The sequence below is a fragment of the Micromonospora sp. NBC_00898 genome, from assembly GCF_045207895.1.
Lineage (GTDB): Bacteria > Actinomycetota > Actinomycetes > Mycobacteriales > Micromonosporaceae > Micromonospora.
In genome coordinates, this window is the sequence record NZ_CP108775.1 from 85,444 (window position 1) to 99,726 (window position 14,283).

The 14,283-nt window shown below is 74.3% G+C and carries 15 protein-coding genes and 1 riboswitch; of the genes, 9 read left to right on the top strand and 6 right to left on the bottom strand.

Annotated features, from left to right (window positions below):
- The first annotated feature begins 1 nt into the window (after position 1).
- Positions 2–508 carry an HIT family protein gene (locus OG799_RS00410; RefSeq protein WP_406041905.1) on the top strand — a complete coding sequence of 169 codons (507 nt, stop codon included), beginning with the start codon at positions 2–4 and terminating at the stop codon, positions 506–508.
- Between the two features lie 6 nt (positions 509–514).
- On the opposite strand, the gene gndA is transcribed toward OG799_RS00410, so the two are convergent.
- Entirely contained in the window at positions 515–1,957 is a 1,443-nt protein-coding gene (gene gndA / locus OG799_RS00415) for an NADP-dependent phosphogluconate dehydrogenase (protein WP_406041907.1), read from the bottom strand.
- Between the two features lie 200 nt (positions 1,958–2,157).
- Entirely contained in the window at positions 2,158–2,454 is a 297-nt protein-coding gene (locus tag OG799_RS00420; protein WP_406041909.1) for an MTH1187 family thiamine-binding protein, read from the bottom strand.
- A gap of 241 nt (positions 2,455–2,695) precedes the next feature.
- Between OG799_RS00420 and OG799_RS00425 the strand changes: the two genes are divergently transcribed.
- Positions 2,696–2,944, top strand: a complete 249-nt coding sequence (locus OG799_RS00425) for a hypothetical protein (protein WP_406041911.1) — start codon at positions 2,696–2,698, stop codon at positions 2,942–2,944.
- A 120-nt stretch (positions 2,945–3,064) separates the two neighbouring features.
- Here OG799_RS00425 and OG799_RS00430 read toward each other — a convergent pair whose 3' ends face one another.
- Positions 3,065–3,760, bottom strand: a complete 696-nt coding sequence (locus OG799_RS00430; protein WP_406041913.1) for a hypothetical protein — start codon at positions 3,758–3,760, stop codon at positions 3,065–3,067.
- A gap of 155 nt (positions 3,761–3,915) precedes the next feature.
- Here OG799_RS00430 and OG799_RS00435 point away from each other — a divergent pair, with 155 nt between their 5' ends.
- Together OG799_RS00435 and OG799_RS00440 are read left to right on the top strand one after the other, a co-directional pair.
- Entirely contained in the window at positions 3,916–5,115 is a 1,200-nt protein-coding gene (locus OG799_RS00435; protein ID WP_406041915.1) for a sensor histidine kinase, read from the top strand.
- Positions 5,112–5,762 (top strand): response regulator, encoded by a 651-nt coding sequence (locus tag OG799_RS00440; protein ID WP_406041917.1) that lies wholly within the window; start codon positions 5,112–5,114, stop codon positions 5,760–5,762. Before OG799_RS00435 ends, OG799_RS00440 begins: the two co-directional genes overlap by 4 nt.
- Before the next feature lie 19 nt (positions 5,763–5,781).
- On the opposite strand, the gene OG799_RS00445 is transcribed toward OG799_RS00440, so the two are convergent.
- The 3 genes from OG799_RS00445 to OG799_RS00455 all read right to left on the bottom strand — a co-directional run bounded on the left by OG799_RS00445 (position 5,782) and on the right by OG799_RS00455 (position 8,747).
- Entirely contained in the window at positions 5,782–6,582 is an 801-nt protein-coding gene (locus OG799_RS00445) for an energy-coupling factor transporter transmembrane component T family protein (RefSeq protein ID WP_406041919.1), read from the bottom strand.
- 58 nt (positions 6,583–6,640) lie between these two features.
- Complete coding sequence (locus tag OG799_RS00450; protein ID WP_406041921.1) at positions 6,641–8,056, bottom strand: ABC transporter ATP-binding protein; 1,416 nt, start codon at positions 8,054–8,056, stop codon at positions 6,641–6,643.
- Between the two features lie 109 nt (positions 8,057–8,165).
- The gene (locus OG799_RS00455; RefSeq protein ID WP_406041923.1) at positions 8,166–8,747 is read right to left on the bottom strand and encodes an ECF transporter S component; all 582 of its coding nucleotides are present in this window, start codon (positions 8,745–8,747) and stop codon (positions 8,166–8,168) included.
- 73 nt (positions 8,748–8,820) lie between these two features.
- Positions 8,821–8,926, bottom strand: a riboswitch (TPP riboswitch).
- 99 nt (positions 8,927–9,025) lie between these two features.
- Here OG799_RS00455 and OG799_RS00460 point away from each other — a divergent pair.
- The 5 genes from OG799_RS00460 to OG799_RS00480 all read left to right on the top strand — a co-directional run bounded on the left by OG799_RS00460 (position 9,026) and on the right by OG799_RS00480 (position 14,242).
- Positions 9,026–9,850, top strand: coding sequence for an alpha/beta fold hydrolase (locus OG799_RS00460; protein ID WP_406041925.1), 825 nt, complete (start codon positions 9,026–9,028; stop codon positions 9,848–9,850).
- Positions 9,847–10,659 (top strand): aminoglycoside N(3)-acetyltransferase, encoded by an 813-nt coding sequence (locus OG799_RS00465; protein WP_406041927.1) that lies wholly within the window; start codon positions 9,847–9,849, stop codon positions 10,657–10,659. Before OG799_RS00460 ends, OG799_RS00465 begins: the two co-directional genes overlap by 4 nt.
- Positions 10,656–11,405 carry a sugar isomerase domain-containing protein gene (locus OG799_RS00470; protein WP_406041929.1) on the top strand — a complete coding sequence of 250 codons (750 nt, stop codon included), beginning with the start codon at positions 10,656–10,658 and terminating at the stop codon, positions 11,403–11,405. Before OG799_RS00465 ends, OG799_RS00470 begins: the two co-directional genes overlap by 4 nt.
- 128 nt (positions 11,406–11,533) lie before the next feature.
- A complete protein-coding gene (locus OG799_RS00475) occupies positions 11,534–12,037 on the top strand; it encodes a DUF6328 family protein (protein WP_406041931.1) in 504 nt (167 codons plus the stop codon).
- A 255-nt stretch (positions 12,038–12,292) separates the two neighbouring features.
- The gene (locus tag OG799_RS00480) at positions 12,293–14,242 is read left to right on the top strand and encodes an acyl-CoA dehydrogenase family protein (protein WP_406046163.1); all 1,950 of its coding nucleotides are present in this window, start codon (positions 12,293–12,295) and stop codon (positions 14,240–14,242) included.
- Positions 14,243–14,283: the final 41 nt, after the last annotated feature.

A 14,283-nucleotide genomic window follows, 5' to 3' on the forward strand; every position in this document is an offset into this window, starting at 1 on the left:
CGTGCCGGACCAGCAGCGGACCCCGTGGGACGAGGACGCCTACCTGCGCCGGGTCCGCGCCGCCTGCTTCGTCTGCGAGACGCTCGCCGGCAATCCCGAGTACCACCACCATGTGCTGTACCGGGACGACGCCACCGTGGTCTTCCTCCCGCGCTGGCCCTGGCTGGCCGGGCACGTCCTGGTCGCGCCGGTACGCCACCTCGAACGGGTCGTCGGTGACTTCCCGGTCGACGACTACCTGCGGCTGCACCGGGTGCTGCACGCCACCGGGCTCGCCCTGGAGCGGGAGCTGCCCACCGAGCGGCTCTACGTGCTCAGCCTGGGCAGCCAACAGGGCAACCGGCACGTGCACTGGCACCTGGTGCCGCTGCCGCCCGGCGTGCCGTACGAGGAGCAGCAGCTCGCCGCCCTCGGCACCGAGCGTGGCTGGTTGGACGTGCCGGCCGAGGAACAGGCCGACCTCGCCGACCGGCTGGGCTCGCGCCTGGCCGGCCTGCTGGCGGACTGAGCCGCCTCAGGCCCCCACTTCGGAGCGGTCGCCGGCCCAGACGGTGTGGAAGGTGCCCTCGCGGTCCACCCGGTGGTAGGTGTGCGCGCCGAAGTTGTCCCGCAGCCCCTGGATCAGCGCCGCCGGCAGCCGCTCCGCCCGCAGCGCGTCGAAGTAGGCCAGCGACGACGAGAACGCCGGGGTCGGCACGCCCGCCCGGGCCGCGTCGGCCACCACCCGCCGCCAGCCCGGCACCCCGTCGCGCACCCGGTCGGCGAACCACGGCGCCACCAGCAGCGTCGACAGCTCCGGCTCGGCGTCGTACGCCTCCCGAATCCGGTCCAGGAAGCGGGCCCGGATGATGCAGCCGCCCCGCCAGATGGTGGCGGTGCCGCCCAGGTCGATGTCCCAGTCGTACTCCCGGCTGCCGGCCCGGATGTGGTCGAAGCCCTGCGCGTACGCGACGATCTTGCTGGCCAGCAGCGCGCGCCGCACGTCCTCGACGAACGTCTTCCGGTCGTCGACCTGCCACTTCTCGCCCGCGTCGGCGAAGGCGCGGCGGGCGGCCTCGCGCTGGTCGGCGTGGCCGGACAGCGACCGGGCGAAGGTCGCCTCGGCGATGCCGGTGATCGGGATGCCCAGGTCGAGGGCGCTCTGCACGGTCCAGCGGCCGGTGCCCTTCTGCTCCGCCTGGTCGAGCACCACGTCGACGAACGGCTTGCCGGTCGCGGCGTCGGCGTGCGCCAGCACGTCCGCGGTGATCTCGATCAGGAACGACTCCAGCTCGCCGCCGTTCCACTCCCGGAAGATCTCCGCGATCTCCGCCGGGCTCGCCGCCAACCCGGCCCGCAGCAGGTCGTACGCCTCGGCGATGAGCTGCATGTCCGCGTACTCGATGCCGTTGTGGACCATCTTCACGAAGTGGCCGGCGCCGTCCGGGCCGATGTGCCGGCAGCACGGGGTCCCCTCGACCTGCGCGGCGATCTTCTCGAACATCGGGCCGAGCTTCTGATAGGACTCCGCCGAACCGCCCGGCATGATGCTCGGGCCGAGCAGCGCCCCCTCCTCGCCGCCGGACACGCCGGTGCCGACGAAGTGCAGGCCGTGCCCGCGCAGCGCCTCCTCCCGGCGGCGGGTGTCGGCGAAGTGCGCGTTGCCGCAGTCGACCACGATGTCCCCCTCATCCAGCAGGGGAACCAGTTCGTCGATCACCGCGTCGGTCGGGACGCCCGCCTTCACCATGACGATCACCGCGCGGGGTCGCTCCAGCGAGGCGACGAAATCCGTCATGGACTCCGACGGCACGAAGGCCCCCTCGTCGCCGTGCTCGGCGACCAGGCTGCGGGTGCGTTCCGGCGAGCGGTTGTGCACCGCGACGGTGAAGCCGTTGCGGGCCAGGTTCCGGGCCAGGTTGCGGCCCATCACCGCCAGACCGGTCACGCCGATCTGCGCGGTCGCCTGCTGTGCCATCCGTACCGCCACCTCTCGTCGGCTGCCCGTCCTGCGACCGTATCGCGCTCGGCGGCGGTTCGGGCCGGCTCATCGACGCCGGGTGAGCGGACCGTCAGCGCGGCGTCACGCCGCCGGCCGGCCGGCGGCCGTCCGGGTGGCGGGGTGGCAGGTGCGGACAGCCGGCAGTCGGGGCGGGCTCGGTGGCGCCGGTCCGGCGGTCAGCCCTCGGCCAGGCGGGCCTCGACGTGGGCGACCTTCGCGTGCATCGCGTCGGTCACCCCGGGCCGGACGTCCGCCTTGAGCACCAGGCTGACCCGGGGCGCCCGGGCGGCGACGGTGTCGACGGCCCGCTTCACCACCGCCATCACCTCGTCCCACTCACCCTCCACGGTGGTGAACATGGCGTCGGTCCGGTTCGGCAGCCCGGAGTCGCGGACCACCCGGACGGCCTCGGCGACCAGGTCACCGACGGATTCACCCACGCCGAGCGGGGTGATCGAGAACGCGATCAGCATGTCGCCGATCGTGCCAGTAATTCGGCTGCGGGTCGTCCGGGCCGTCGGATAGCCTGCGGGTATGCGTAACTGACGCCCTCTCTCGGAAGCTGGCCCGCCGCCGTCGCCGCGGGCCGCTGCTCCGGGCGTCCGCATGCCACCCGCCGCCGTCGTCGCGGCGTCCTCCGTGGTCGGGCCCGCCGGGGCAGCCCCGTTCCCCGCTCGCCGCGCCACCCGCGCCCCGCTAGTCAGGAGGCAGCGTATGCCCGCCAAACGCAATCCGAAGAAGTCCCGCAAGCCGTCCTCCGGGCCGTCCCTGGTGGACGTGGCCCTGCCCGACGTCGACATGCCCGCGGTGGCGCCGGCCGCGCCGGTCGCCCTGCCGGCGTCGACGCAGGCGGAGACCCCGCCACCGCCGAAGGCCGGCCCGCCGGCCGGTCGGGACGCCCGGTTCGCCGGGCGCAGCCAGCGCGCCGGCCAGACCCGCCGGTACGCCTTCCGCCGCAGCTGACCGGCACGGCGGCCGGCGGCGGGCCGAGGGTCCCGGCCCGTCACATGGCCGGGACGGGACGCACGTGGGCGGGGCCGCGCGATGCTGGCGCAACCCCGCCCACGTCCCCCCACCCCCGGTTCAGGGGTGTGCGGCCACCGCGGCCTTCGCCTCACCGGGGGAGTCGGCGGGGCGACGGCGGTCGACACCGCGGGCCAGGCCGAACAACCCGGCCACCATCAGCACGCTGACCGCGATCTTGAGCGGGGCGCCCTCGGTGACGAAGTCGAGCACCTGCCCGCCGGTGAGGACGAGCGGCACCCACAGCGACACCAGGCCGGCGCGCCAGGCGCCGAAGGCCAGCACGAGGAGCCCGATCAGCCAGCCCAGCAGCCACACGGCGAACGACGCCATCACGAACGGATCGTTGTCGAGGGCGTTGACGACCGGCCGGGCGGCGTCCGCGTCGACGTTGGCACCGGCGAGGGCACCGAAGAAGGCGTTGTAATGCCAGAGGTGGACGGTGGAGAAGTAGAGGCCGAGCAGAGTGACGGTGCCACCGATGGCGGCGACGAGCGGCTTGCGCCGGCCGAGGGCGGCGGCCAGTCCGGCCATCGCCGGCAGCAGCAGCAGATGCGCCAGTGCGAACAGGATGGTCTCCGCCCGCCAGGCCCCGAGGTTCCCGGCGGCCATTGCCACGTTGCCGGCGGTCTCGGACACGTCGTCCGGGAACATCACCCAGTAGAAGGCGTTCGCGACGCCGTACAGCACGCCGCCCGCGGTCAGGGCGATCGCCGTGAGCCGCCGGCCGTACCGCGATCCGGTCCTGTCATCCATCAGAATCTCCCTCTCGAAGCTGTGTGATGGACGCTAGGAGCCGGGTCCGGGCGGGTCGTCCGCCGCGAAGTTGATCCGCTGGTGGAGTCCCGGCCGGCCCTTCTACACCCGTGGGTGGACGCCGGGCCACCGGCTCCGCCGATACCCTTCCCACCATGTCAGCCGCCCTCGACGTCCGGTCCCGCTGGCGCCGTGTCGCCGTCGCCGTCGCAGGTGTCGCGCTGTTCGCGTTCGGCCTGGCCGAGCTGTACGTCCCGCTGGCGGGCTACGTCGAAGGCGAGGGGCCGGACATCGCCGCGCTGCCCGGCGGTTGGCTCGCCGTGCTCACCGTGCTGCTGGTCGGCTACGGCCTCGCGGTGGCGGGCTGCACGGCGTACCCACGGGCGGCAGCCGTCCTCGCCGGCGCCTGCTTCACCGCGCAGAGCTTCACGCCCGTGCTTCCGGAGTGGCCGGTCGTGCCGCTGCTCGCGTTGGTCGCCGCCTGCTTCGCAGGTATCGCCGTCGGTGGGCGCGCCGCGCCCGCGGTCGCCGCGGTCAGCTACTTCGGCTCGCTCGGGATCGAGAACCTCGCCGCGGGCGACTCCGACTGGATGTTCATCCTCTTCGTCGGCCTCGCCGTGCTGGGCCCCGGCTACGCCGTGCGGATGCGTCGGGCGCAGGCCGCCCGGCTGGTCGCGCTCGCGGCCGAGCGGGAAGCCGCCGCCCGGACCGACGAGCGGCTGCGGGTGGCCCGGGAGCTGCACGACATCGTCTCCCACGGCGTCTCGGTGATGGTGCTGCAGGCCGGCGCGGCGCAGGCCGTGCTCGACTCGGACGCCGACCAGGCCCGCGAATCGCTCGAGGCCGTGCAGGACGTCGGGCGCGAGGTGGTCACCGAGTTGCGCCGGCTGCTCGTCATCCTCCGCGGCGCGGAGGCCGCCCCGGAAGGGCTCCCGTCGTTGCGGCGGATCGACCCGTTGACCGCCGCGGTACGCATCGCCGGCGGCCGGGTCGACGTGCGCGTCACGGGCGACCTCACGACGGTCCCGGTGGCCGCCGACGTCAGCGGTTACCGCATCCTGCAGGAGGCGCTGACGAACGCCGCCCGGCACGCGCCGGGGTCGACCGTCGACGTCTCCGTCGACGTGGGCGGTAACGCCCTGCGGTTGCACGTCGTCGACGACGGACCGGGCCCCGGCCGCCGAAGCAACGGCACCGGTCACGGACTGACCGGGATCCGGGAACGGGCGGAGTTGTTCGGCGGCACGGTCACCGCCGGCCCCCGCGTGGACGGCGGCTTCGAGGTGCGGGTCGAACTGCCCTTCGATCCCGAGGCGTCGGCTTCCGCGCTCTCCACGACCGGGACCACGACGTGATCCGGGTCCTCATCGCCGACGACGAGGCGCTGGTCCGTGGCGGGCTGCGGATGATCCTCGGTGCGCAGCCCGACATCGAGGTGGTCGCCGACGCCGCCGACGGCGAGGATGCCGTGCTGCTCGCTGCCCGGTTCCAGCCCGACGTCGTGCTGATGGACATCCACATGCCGCGGCGCGACGGGATCGCCGCGACCGAGCGCATCCTGGCCGCGCGCGCCGACGTGCGGATCATCATGCTGACCACCTTCGACCTCGACGAGTACGTCTACCGGGCGCTGCGCGCCGGCGCGTCCGGATTCATGCTCAAGACCACCCCGCCGAAGGATCTGGCCGAGGCCCTGCGGACGGCCGCCCGCGGCGACGCCCTGCTCTCCCCGTCGATCACCCGTCGGCTGATCGACCACTACACCGCGACGGCGCCGGTCGCCAGCAGCCCCGGCCTGGCGGACCTGACTCTCCGGGAGAGCGAGGTGCTGCGGATGATGGCCCTCGGCCTGTCCAACCGCGAGATAGCCGGCCAGCTCTTCGTCGGCGAGGCGACCGTGAAGACGCACGTCAACCGCATCTTCGCGAAGCTGGGGGTGCGGGACCGGGTGCAGGCGGTCGTGCTGGCGTACCAGGCCGGCGTGGCGCAGCTCCGGCGGTGAAGGACGGCTCCCGGGGTCGTCAGCCGAGCAGGGGGCGGAAGGTGCCGAGCAGGATGCTGGCCGCGAGCGCGCCGCCGGCCAGCACCGCCGCCCCGGCGATCAGCAGCCCGTCCGCCGTGGTGAAGCGCTGCCGGCGGGCGACGGTGCGCGGGGTGCCGGCGTCGAAGCCGCGGGCGTCCATCGCCACGGCGAGCCGGGTGCCCCGGCGGATCGCCCCGACCAGCAGCGCAAACGCGGTCGAGACGAAGAGCCGCAGTTGGGCCAGCGGGTTGCGGCCGGCGTCCACGCCCCGGGCCCGCCGGGCCATGCTGATCATCTGCCACTCCTGGCCGAGCAGGGGCACCAGCCGGAACGCGGCCAGCGCGCCGATGGCGAACCGGGCTGGCGCCTTCGCGTTCTGAATCAGCGCGTCGGCCAGGTCGGTCGGGTCGGTGGTGGCGAAGACGATCACGCCGGGCAGCGCCACCGCGAGCATCCGCAGCACCAGCCCGAGCGCGGTCAGCAGCACCCCGGACGTCACCGTCACCGGCCCGGCCTCGACCAGCACCCGGCCCGACCGGTCCGCGGCGAACAGCACCAGCGTGACCACGATGCCGGCGGCGCCGGCCAGCAGCGGCCAGGCCCGCCGGGCCAGCACCCGGTAACGCACGCCGAACAGCGGCAGCACGGCCAGCTCGATCGCGATGGCGATCGCCGGGGCCACCGGGTCCAGGGTGGCGATCAGGACGACCGAGAAGACCAGCGCGGCGGCCAGCTTCGCCACCGGATTGCGCCGGGCCAGCGGCGCCCCGGGCGCGGCGACCGGCTCGATGACGATCATGCCGGGTGCTCCAGGGTGACGGTGCGGTCGGGGCTGGTGTTGGGTGCGGCGCCGGTCGTCATCGGCGTTCCAGGGTGACGGTGCGGTCCGCCAGTGCGGCGACGAAGTCCGGGTCGTGGGTGACGGTGACGACGCCGTGCCCGGCGTCGCGCAGCTCGGCGAAGAGGTCGACCAGTTCCCGCCAGGTCCGCCGGTCCTGGCCGAAGGTGGGTTCGTCGCAGATGAGCAGGCGGGGCGCGGTGGCGAGGGCCGTCGCCACGCTCAGCCGCCGTGCCTCGCCACCCGAGAGGGTGTACGGGTTGGCGCGGGCCAGCTTCGCCAGCCGGAGCCGCTCCAGCAGCGTGTCCACGGTGGCCTTGACGGCGGCTTCGGGCTGGCCGGTCCGGCGGGGGCCGAGCGCCAGCTCGTCGAAGACGGTGCCGGTGACGAACTGGTGCTCCGGGTCCTGGAAGACGGAGCCGATCCGCCCGGCCAGGGCGGGTGCCCGCCAGCGGTGCGGGGGAGTGCCCGCGTCCCGACCGGTGAGGGCGGCGGTGGCGGTGGCCGTGCCGGTGCCGGGGCGGAGCAGGCCGCCGAGGAGCAGGGCCAGGGTGGACTTGCCGGCGCCGTTGGGGCCGAGCACGGCGAGCGCCTCGCCGGCCCGTACGGAAAGGTCGGCGGGGGCCAGCCGGGGTGGCAGGCCGAGCCGGTCGGCGGTGATCAGCGGCTCGCCGGCCGGCGCGGTCGCGTGCCGGGGCGGCACGGTCCGACCCGGCACCCAGACGCCCTCGGCGGCGAGCGCGTCGCCGTGCGCGGCGAAGACCGCGGCGGGCGGTCCGTCGGCGCGGACCCCGCCGCCGGGTTCGAGGACGACCACCCGGTCGACCAGCGGCAGCGCCTCGGCGACCCGGTGCTCGACCAGGATCAGCGTGGTGTCGGCGTCGAGGGCGGCCGCGACGGCCCGGCGGACCAGCGCCCCGCCGGCCGGGTCGAGGTTGGCGGTGGGCTCGTCGAGCAGCAGCAGCGTGGGCCGCAGGGCCAGCGCCCCGGCCAGGGCGAGCCGCTGCTGCTCGCCGCCGGAGAGCGCGGCGGTGGGCCGGTCCCGGTGGTAGGGGAAGCCGACCCGGCGCAGCGCCTCGTCCACCCGGGGCCAGATCTCGTCGGCCGGTACGCCGCGGTTCTCCAGCCCGAACGCGACGTCGTCGCCGCAGCGGGCCATCACCAGCTGGGTTTCCGGGTCCTGGAAGACGATGCCGACGCGTTCCCGGGCCTTGCGCGGGTCGAGCCCGTCGACCTCGACGGTGCCCTCCTGCTCACCGGAGTCCTCCGCCAGCAGCCCGGCCAGCGCGCCCAGCAGCGTGCTCTTCCCCGCCCCGGACGGCCCGAGCAGCAGCACCCGCTCCCCGGCCTCGACCCGGAGATCGACCCCCCGCACCGCCCACGCCTTCCGCCCGGCGTGCCGCCACCCGAACCCCCGCAGCTCCACCGCACTCACCCGCGCCCCACCCCCTCCGGTCCGGTGATCATGAAGTTGTCGTCGCGACACGCCGCGCCGGAGGACAACAACTTCATGATCAACGCGGACTCCGGGTGGCGGGTGGCGGTCAGACGGCGGCGCGTTCGCGGCCGGCGGGGAAGCGGTCGAGGACGCCGGTGGTGGCGAGGGCGCGGGTGAGGGCGATGCTGCCGAGGCCGGCCACGATCAGGGAACTGACGGCGGTGATCAGGATGTAGGGGAGGCGGAAGCTGCCCCAGGCGGTGTCCGGGTACCAGACGAAGACGTCGTAGATCGAGGCGGCGAGCCCGGCGAGGGTGGCCCCGAGCAGCGCCACCGGCAGCCGGTAGTTGCGGTACCCGAAGGCCGCGAAGGCGAGTTCGGCCGCCGCCGCCTCCAGCGGGCCCTGCACGACCAGCGTCCAGCCCCAGCTGCTGCCGAGCGCCACGGAGACCAGGGCGGCGAAGGTGAGCGTGAAGAACGCGGCGCCGGGCTTGCGGATGATCAGCGCGCCGAGCACGGCCGGCACCAGCCAGACGCCGTACAGGACGGCCCGGCCGGGCAGCGGGATGGCGTCCGCCGGCCCGTTCCACAGCAGGCCCCAGGCCCAGAAGATGACGCCGAAGGCCACCCCGAGCACCGAGGCGATGACGATGTCGATGGTGCGCCACCGGTTGGCGGTGTTGTCCATGGTTGCTCCCAGTCCAGTGAAACGAACCAGGAGAAGACGCACGCCGCGCCCGGTGTCACCGGACGGCGGCGCGGCTGGAGGTCGACCGAACTCCCTGCGCTGGCATTACCCAGATCAGGTTCGAGGGTCTGCGGGCGGTGCCCGCACTCTCAGCGCTGTGCGCTCCCCTGTCGGATGTGAAGTTGTCTCGGCAGACGCTAGCACCGACCGGGGGTGTCGGCCCAGCAGGGCGGTCGCGCCTCCGGCCGCCGCCCGGCCCGCTGGGTAGGGTGACGATCATGCGGGTCGACGCGCGAGGTATGACGTTCGAGGTACGCACCGGCGGTCCCGAGGGCGGCGTACCCGTCCTGCTGCTGCACGGGTTCCCGCAGCACGGCGGCGAGTGGGACGACGTGGTGCCCGCGCTGCACGCCGCCGGGCTGCGGACGTACGCGCTGGACCAGCGGGGTTACGCACCGGGCGCGCGGCCGGCGGCGGTCGAGGCGTACCGGATCCCGGAGCTGGTGGCCGACGCGGCGGCGGTGCTCGACGCGCTGGGGGTGGCGTCCGCACACGTGGTGGGGCACGACTGGGGGTCGATCGTGGCGTGGGGTCTCGCCGCCGTGCACCCGGAGCGGGTACGCACCCTCACCGCGGTCTCGGTGCCGCACCCGGCCGCGATGGGGCACGCGCTCGCCACCGACCCGCGGCAGAAGGCCCGGTCGTCCTACATCGCGCTGTTCCGCAAGCCCGGCAAGGCCGAGAAGGTGCTGCTCGCCCTGAACGCCGCCGCGCTGCGCAAGCTGCTCGGCGGGGTGGGCGACGCGGCGCGGGTGGCCCGCTACGCCGACCCGATGCGCGAGCCGGGCGCGCTGACCGTCGCGCTGAACTGGTACCGGGCTATGTCGGGGGCCGACATGAAGGCCGTCGGCCCGGTGGCCGTGCCGACCACCTTCGTCTGGAGCGACCGGGACATCGCGATCGGCCGGACCGCCGCCGAGGCCTGCGCGACCCACGTCACCGGCGACTACCGCTTCGTCGAACTCGCCGGCGTCACCCACTGGATCCCCGACGAGGCGCCCGGCCCGCTCGCCGAGGCGATCCTCGCCCGGGCCGCCGCGTGATCGCGACGCCCGCGCCGGCCCGGCCGCACACCCGCGCGTCGCTCGCCGCGCAGTTCCACGAACTCGGCGTACGCCCCGGCGGTGTGCTCCTGGTGCACGCGGCGCTGCGCCCCCTCGGCTTCGTCTGCGGCGGCCCGGAGGCGATCGTGCGGGCCCTGCGGGACGTGCTGGGCCCGGACGGGACGGTCGTCGTGCCCACCCACACCCCGGAGAACAGCGACCCGGCCGGCTGGAACAACCCGCCCGTGCCGCAGGACTGGTGGCCGGTGATCCGGGCGGAGCTGCCCGGCTTCGACCCGGCGCTGACGCCGAGCCGGTTCATGGGCACGCTCGCGGAGCAGGTGCGCACCTGGCCGGGCGCGCTGCGCAGCGACCACCCGCAGGTCTCCTTCGCCGCGCTCGGCCCGGCCGCCGGACGGATCGTCGCCGACCACACCCTGACCGACATGCTGGGCGAGGGCTCCCCGCTGGCCCGGCTCCACGACCTCGACGCCGACGTGCTGCTGCTCGGCGTCGACCACGGCTCGAACACCTCCCTGCACCTGGCCGAGTACCGCTGGCCGGCGGCGCCGAGGGCGCGGGTGGGGGCCGCCGTGCGCACCGGCGACGACGGCCGGGAGTGGGTGTGGTGGGACGACGTGGACCTGGACGAGAGCGACTTCGCCCGGCTCGGCGCCGACTTCGAGGCCACCGGCGCGGTACGGCTGGGGCCGGTCGGCGACGGGACGGGCCGGTTGATGAGGCAGCGGGCGGCGGTCGACTTCGCGGTGGAGTGGCTGGCCCGCAACCGACGGACGGAGGAAGCATGACGGTGAGCGCCGAGGCGTACCTGGCGGTGGTGACCGAGACGATGGGTCGGGTGGCCGCCGGTCAGCGCGAGGGGGTGGGTCGGGCCGCCGACCTGATCGCCGAGGCGTTGCGCGCCGACGGGGTGGTGCACGCGTTCGGCACCGGCCACTCCGAGGCCCTGGCGATGGAGATCGCCGGCCGGGCCGGTGGGCTGGTGCCCACCAACCGGATCGCGCTGCGCGACCTGGTCCTCTACGGCGAGGAGCCGGCCGACGTCCTCGGCCCGAAGCTGGAACGCGACCCGGCCGTGGCGCACCGGCTCTACGAGCTGGCCCCGGTACGCCCGCAGGACGTCTTCGTGCTCGCCTCCAACTCGGGCGTGAACGGGGCCATGGTGGAGTTCGCGTCCCTGGTCAAGGAGCGGGGGCACGCCCTGGTGGCGATCACCTCGGCCGCGCACTCGGGACGGATGACGTCCCGCCACCCGTCGGGGCGCAAGCTCGCCGACTTCGCCGACGTGGTGCTCGACAACGGCGCCCCGTACGGCGACGCCACCCTGCCGCTGCCCGACGGCGGCGCGGTCGGCGCGGTCTCCTCGATCACGGCCGCGCTGCTGGCCCAGCAAATCGTGGCGGAGGTGGTGGCCCGGCTGCTGGCCGCGGGGGAGCGGCCCCCGGTCTACCTGTCGGCCAACATCACCGGCGGCGACGAGCACAACGCCGAGCTGGAGGCCCGGTACGCCGGTCGGATCCGCCGGGGGGCGTGAGGCGGTTCCCCGGCCGGGCCCCGGCGCGCGTGATCGCGAGGCGGTTTCACGGCACGCCCGACGGGGCAAAGGCTCTGCTGCCGACGGGGTGCTCCTCGCCGGCGGTACCGTTTTCGCGGAGGTAGCCGGTGTCCAGGGAAACCGAGAAGCAGCGCTGGCAGCGCAACTTCGCCGACCTGTTGCAGGAGCTGCGGGTGGCGCAGACCGGGGTGCAGATCCTCTTCGCCTTCCTGCTCACCCTGCCGTTCAGCAACGGTTTCACCCGGACCACCGAGTTCCAGAAGGACGTCTACGTCGTCGCGCTGCTGGCCGCCGCGGCGGCCACCGCCATGATCATCTCGCCGGTGGCCTTCCACCAGGCGCTGTTCCGGCAGGGCCGCAAGCCGGAGCTGGTCCGGTTCGCCCACCGGATGGCCGGCGGCGGCCTGGCCTTCATGCTGATCTCCATGGTCAGCGCGGTCCTGCTGGTCACCGACTTCGTGCTCAGCCGGCCGATCGCCTTCCTGCTCAGCGCGGTCACCGCGGTCTGGTTCCTGGTCTTCTGGGTGATCCTGCCGTTCGCCCGACGCAGCTGGGGTGACGACGGCATCGACGACGATGACGACGACCCGCAGGTGCTCGCCGGCGACTGATCCGCGGGCGGCCCGCCAAATCGGACGTGCCAAGAACGCTACCCCTGGGTAACACCCGGGGGTAACGTCGTTTTCGTCGAGCACGTTGACGCAGCCGGACCGAGGTTCGAGGGGGCAGCCGTGACCACGACACAGAACAACCGACCGGACGGAACGCCGGGCGCGGGCGGACCCACCGGACGGGTGGCGCCGATCGACGACCCGGACACCGCTCCCGCGACGCCGGCGGGCGAGGCGGCCGGCACCGCCGCCGCGATCGGCGCGGCCGGCGGCGCGGCCCCGCTGCCCGCCGAGGCGGGGCAGGTGTCCGAGAAGGAGGCCCGTCAGGTCGCCGAGGCGGCCCGGGAGTCGGCCTGGGATCGGCCCAGCTTCGGCAAGGAGTTGTTCCTCGGCCGGTTCCGGCTCGACCTGGTCAACCCCTGGCCGCAATCCGACCCGGACGACGTGGCGCGGGCCGAGGAGTTCCTCGGCGCGTTCGGGGCGTACCTGGACGCCGAGGTGGACGGCGCGGCCATCGAGCGGGAGGCGTACATCCCGGACGAGGTCTTCCACGGCCTGGCCCGGCTCGGCGCCTTCGGCATGAAGATCGACCGGAAGTACGGCGGGCTCGGGCTGAGCAACCTGCACTACTGCCGGGCGCTGATGCGGGCCGGCTCGATCAGCCCGGCCATCGGCGCGCTGCTCTCGGCGCACCAGTCGATCGGCGTGCCGCAGCCGCTGAAGATGTTCGGCACCCCGGAGCAGAAGCAGCGCTTCCTGCCCCGGCTCGCCGCCGGTGAGGTCTCCGCGTTCCTGCTCACCGAGCCGGACGTCGGCTCCGACCCGGCCCGGCTGGCCACCACCGCCGAGCCCACGGCCGACGGCACGGGGTATCGGCTCAACGGGGTGAAGCTCTGGGCCACCAACGGCACGGTCGCCACCCTGCTGGTGGTGATGGCCCAGGTGCCGGCGACCGAGGGCCGGCGCGGCGGGATCACCGCCTTCGTGGTCGAGGGCGACAGCGAGGGCATCACGGTGGAGCGCCGTAACGCCTTCGTCGGCCTGCGCGGCCTGGAGAACAGCCTCACCCGCTTCCACGACGTCTTCGTGCCCAGGGAGAACGTGATCGGTGGCGAGGGCAAGGGCCTGAAGATCGCCCTTACCACGCTGAACACCGGCCGGCTGTCGTTGCCGGCGATGTGCGTAGGGGCGGGCAAGTGGTCGCTGAACGTGGCCCGGGAGTGGGCCGCCGACCGGGTCCAGTGGGGCCGGCCGGTCGGCGAGCACGAGGCGGTCGCCAAGAAGCTGGCCTTCATCGCCGCCACCACGTACGGCATGGAGAGCATGCTCGACCTCTGCTGCCTGCTCGCCGACGACGACCGCAACGACATCCGGATCGAGGCCGCGCTGGTCAAGCTCTACGCCAGCGAGATGGCCTGGAAGATCGCCGACGAGCTGATCCAGATCCGGGGCGGCCGCGGCTACGAGACCGCCGACTCCCTCGCCGCCCGGGGTGAGCGTCCCGCCGCCGTCGAGCAGATCCTTCGCGACCTGCGGATCAACCGGATCTTCGAGGGCTCCACCGAGATCATGCACCTGCTGATCGCCCGCGAGGCGGTCGACGCGCACCTCTCCGTCGCCGGCGACATCATCGACCCGGACGCCGGGCTCGCCCGCAAGGCGAAGGCCGGCGCGCGGGCCGGCGTCTTCTACGCGAAGTGGCTGCCCACCCTCGCCGTCGGCAAGGGCCAGGCGCCCGGGGCGTACGCCGAGTTCGGCCCGCTCGCCGGCCACCTGCGGCACGCCGAGCGGACCTCCCGCAAGCTGGCCCGATCCACGTTCTACGCGATGTCCCGCTGGCAGGGGAAGATGGAGCGCAAGCAGGCGTTCCTCGGCCGGGTGGTGGACATCGGCGCGGAGCTGTTCGCGATGTCCGCGGTCTGCGTCCGGGCGTACGCCGAGCGGGACACCCGTCCGGAGAACGTCGAGCTGGCCGACCTGTTCTGCCGGCAGGCGCGGCTGCGGATCGAGGAGCTGTTCACCGGCCTGTGGTCGAACACCGACGCGGTGGACGTGGCGGCGGCGAAGCGGATCCTTGCCGGCCGGTACGCCGCCGTGGAGGAGGGCGTGGCGACCCCGCCGGCGGACGCGCCCTGGGTGGCCCGTTGGACCCCCGGCCCGTCCACGGCCGAGGACGTCCGCCGCCGTATCCCTCCGGTGCACTGACCCGGCTGACTCCCGGCGACCGCCGGTCGCCGGTCGCGCCG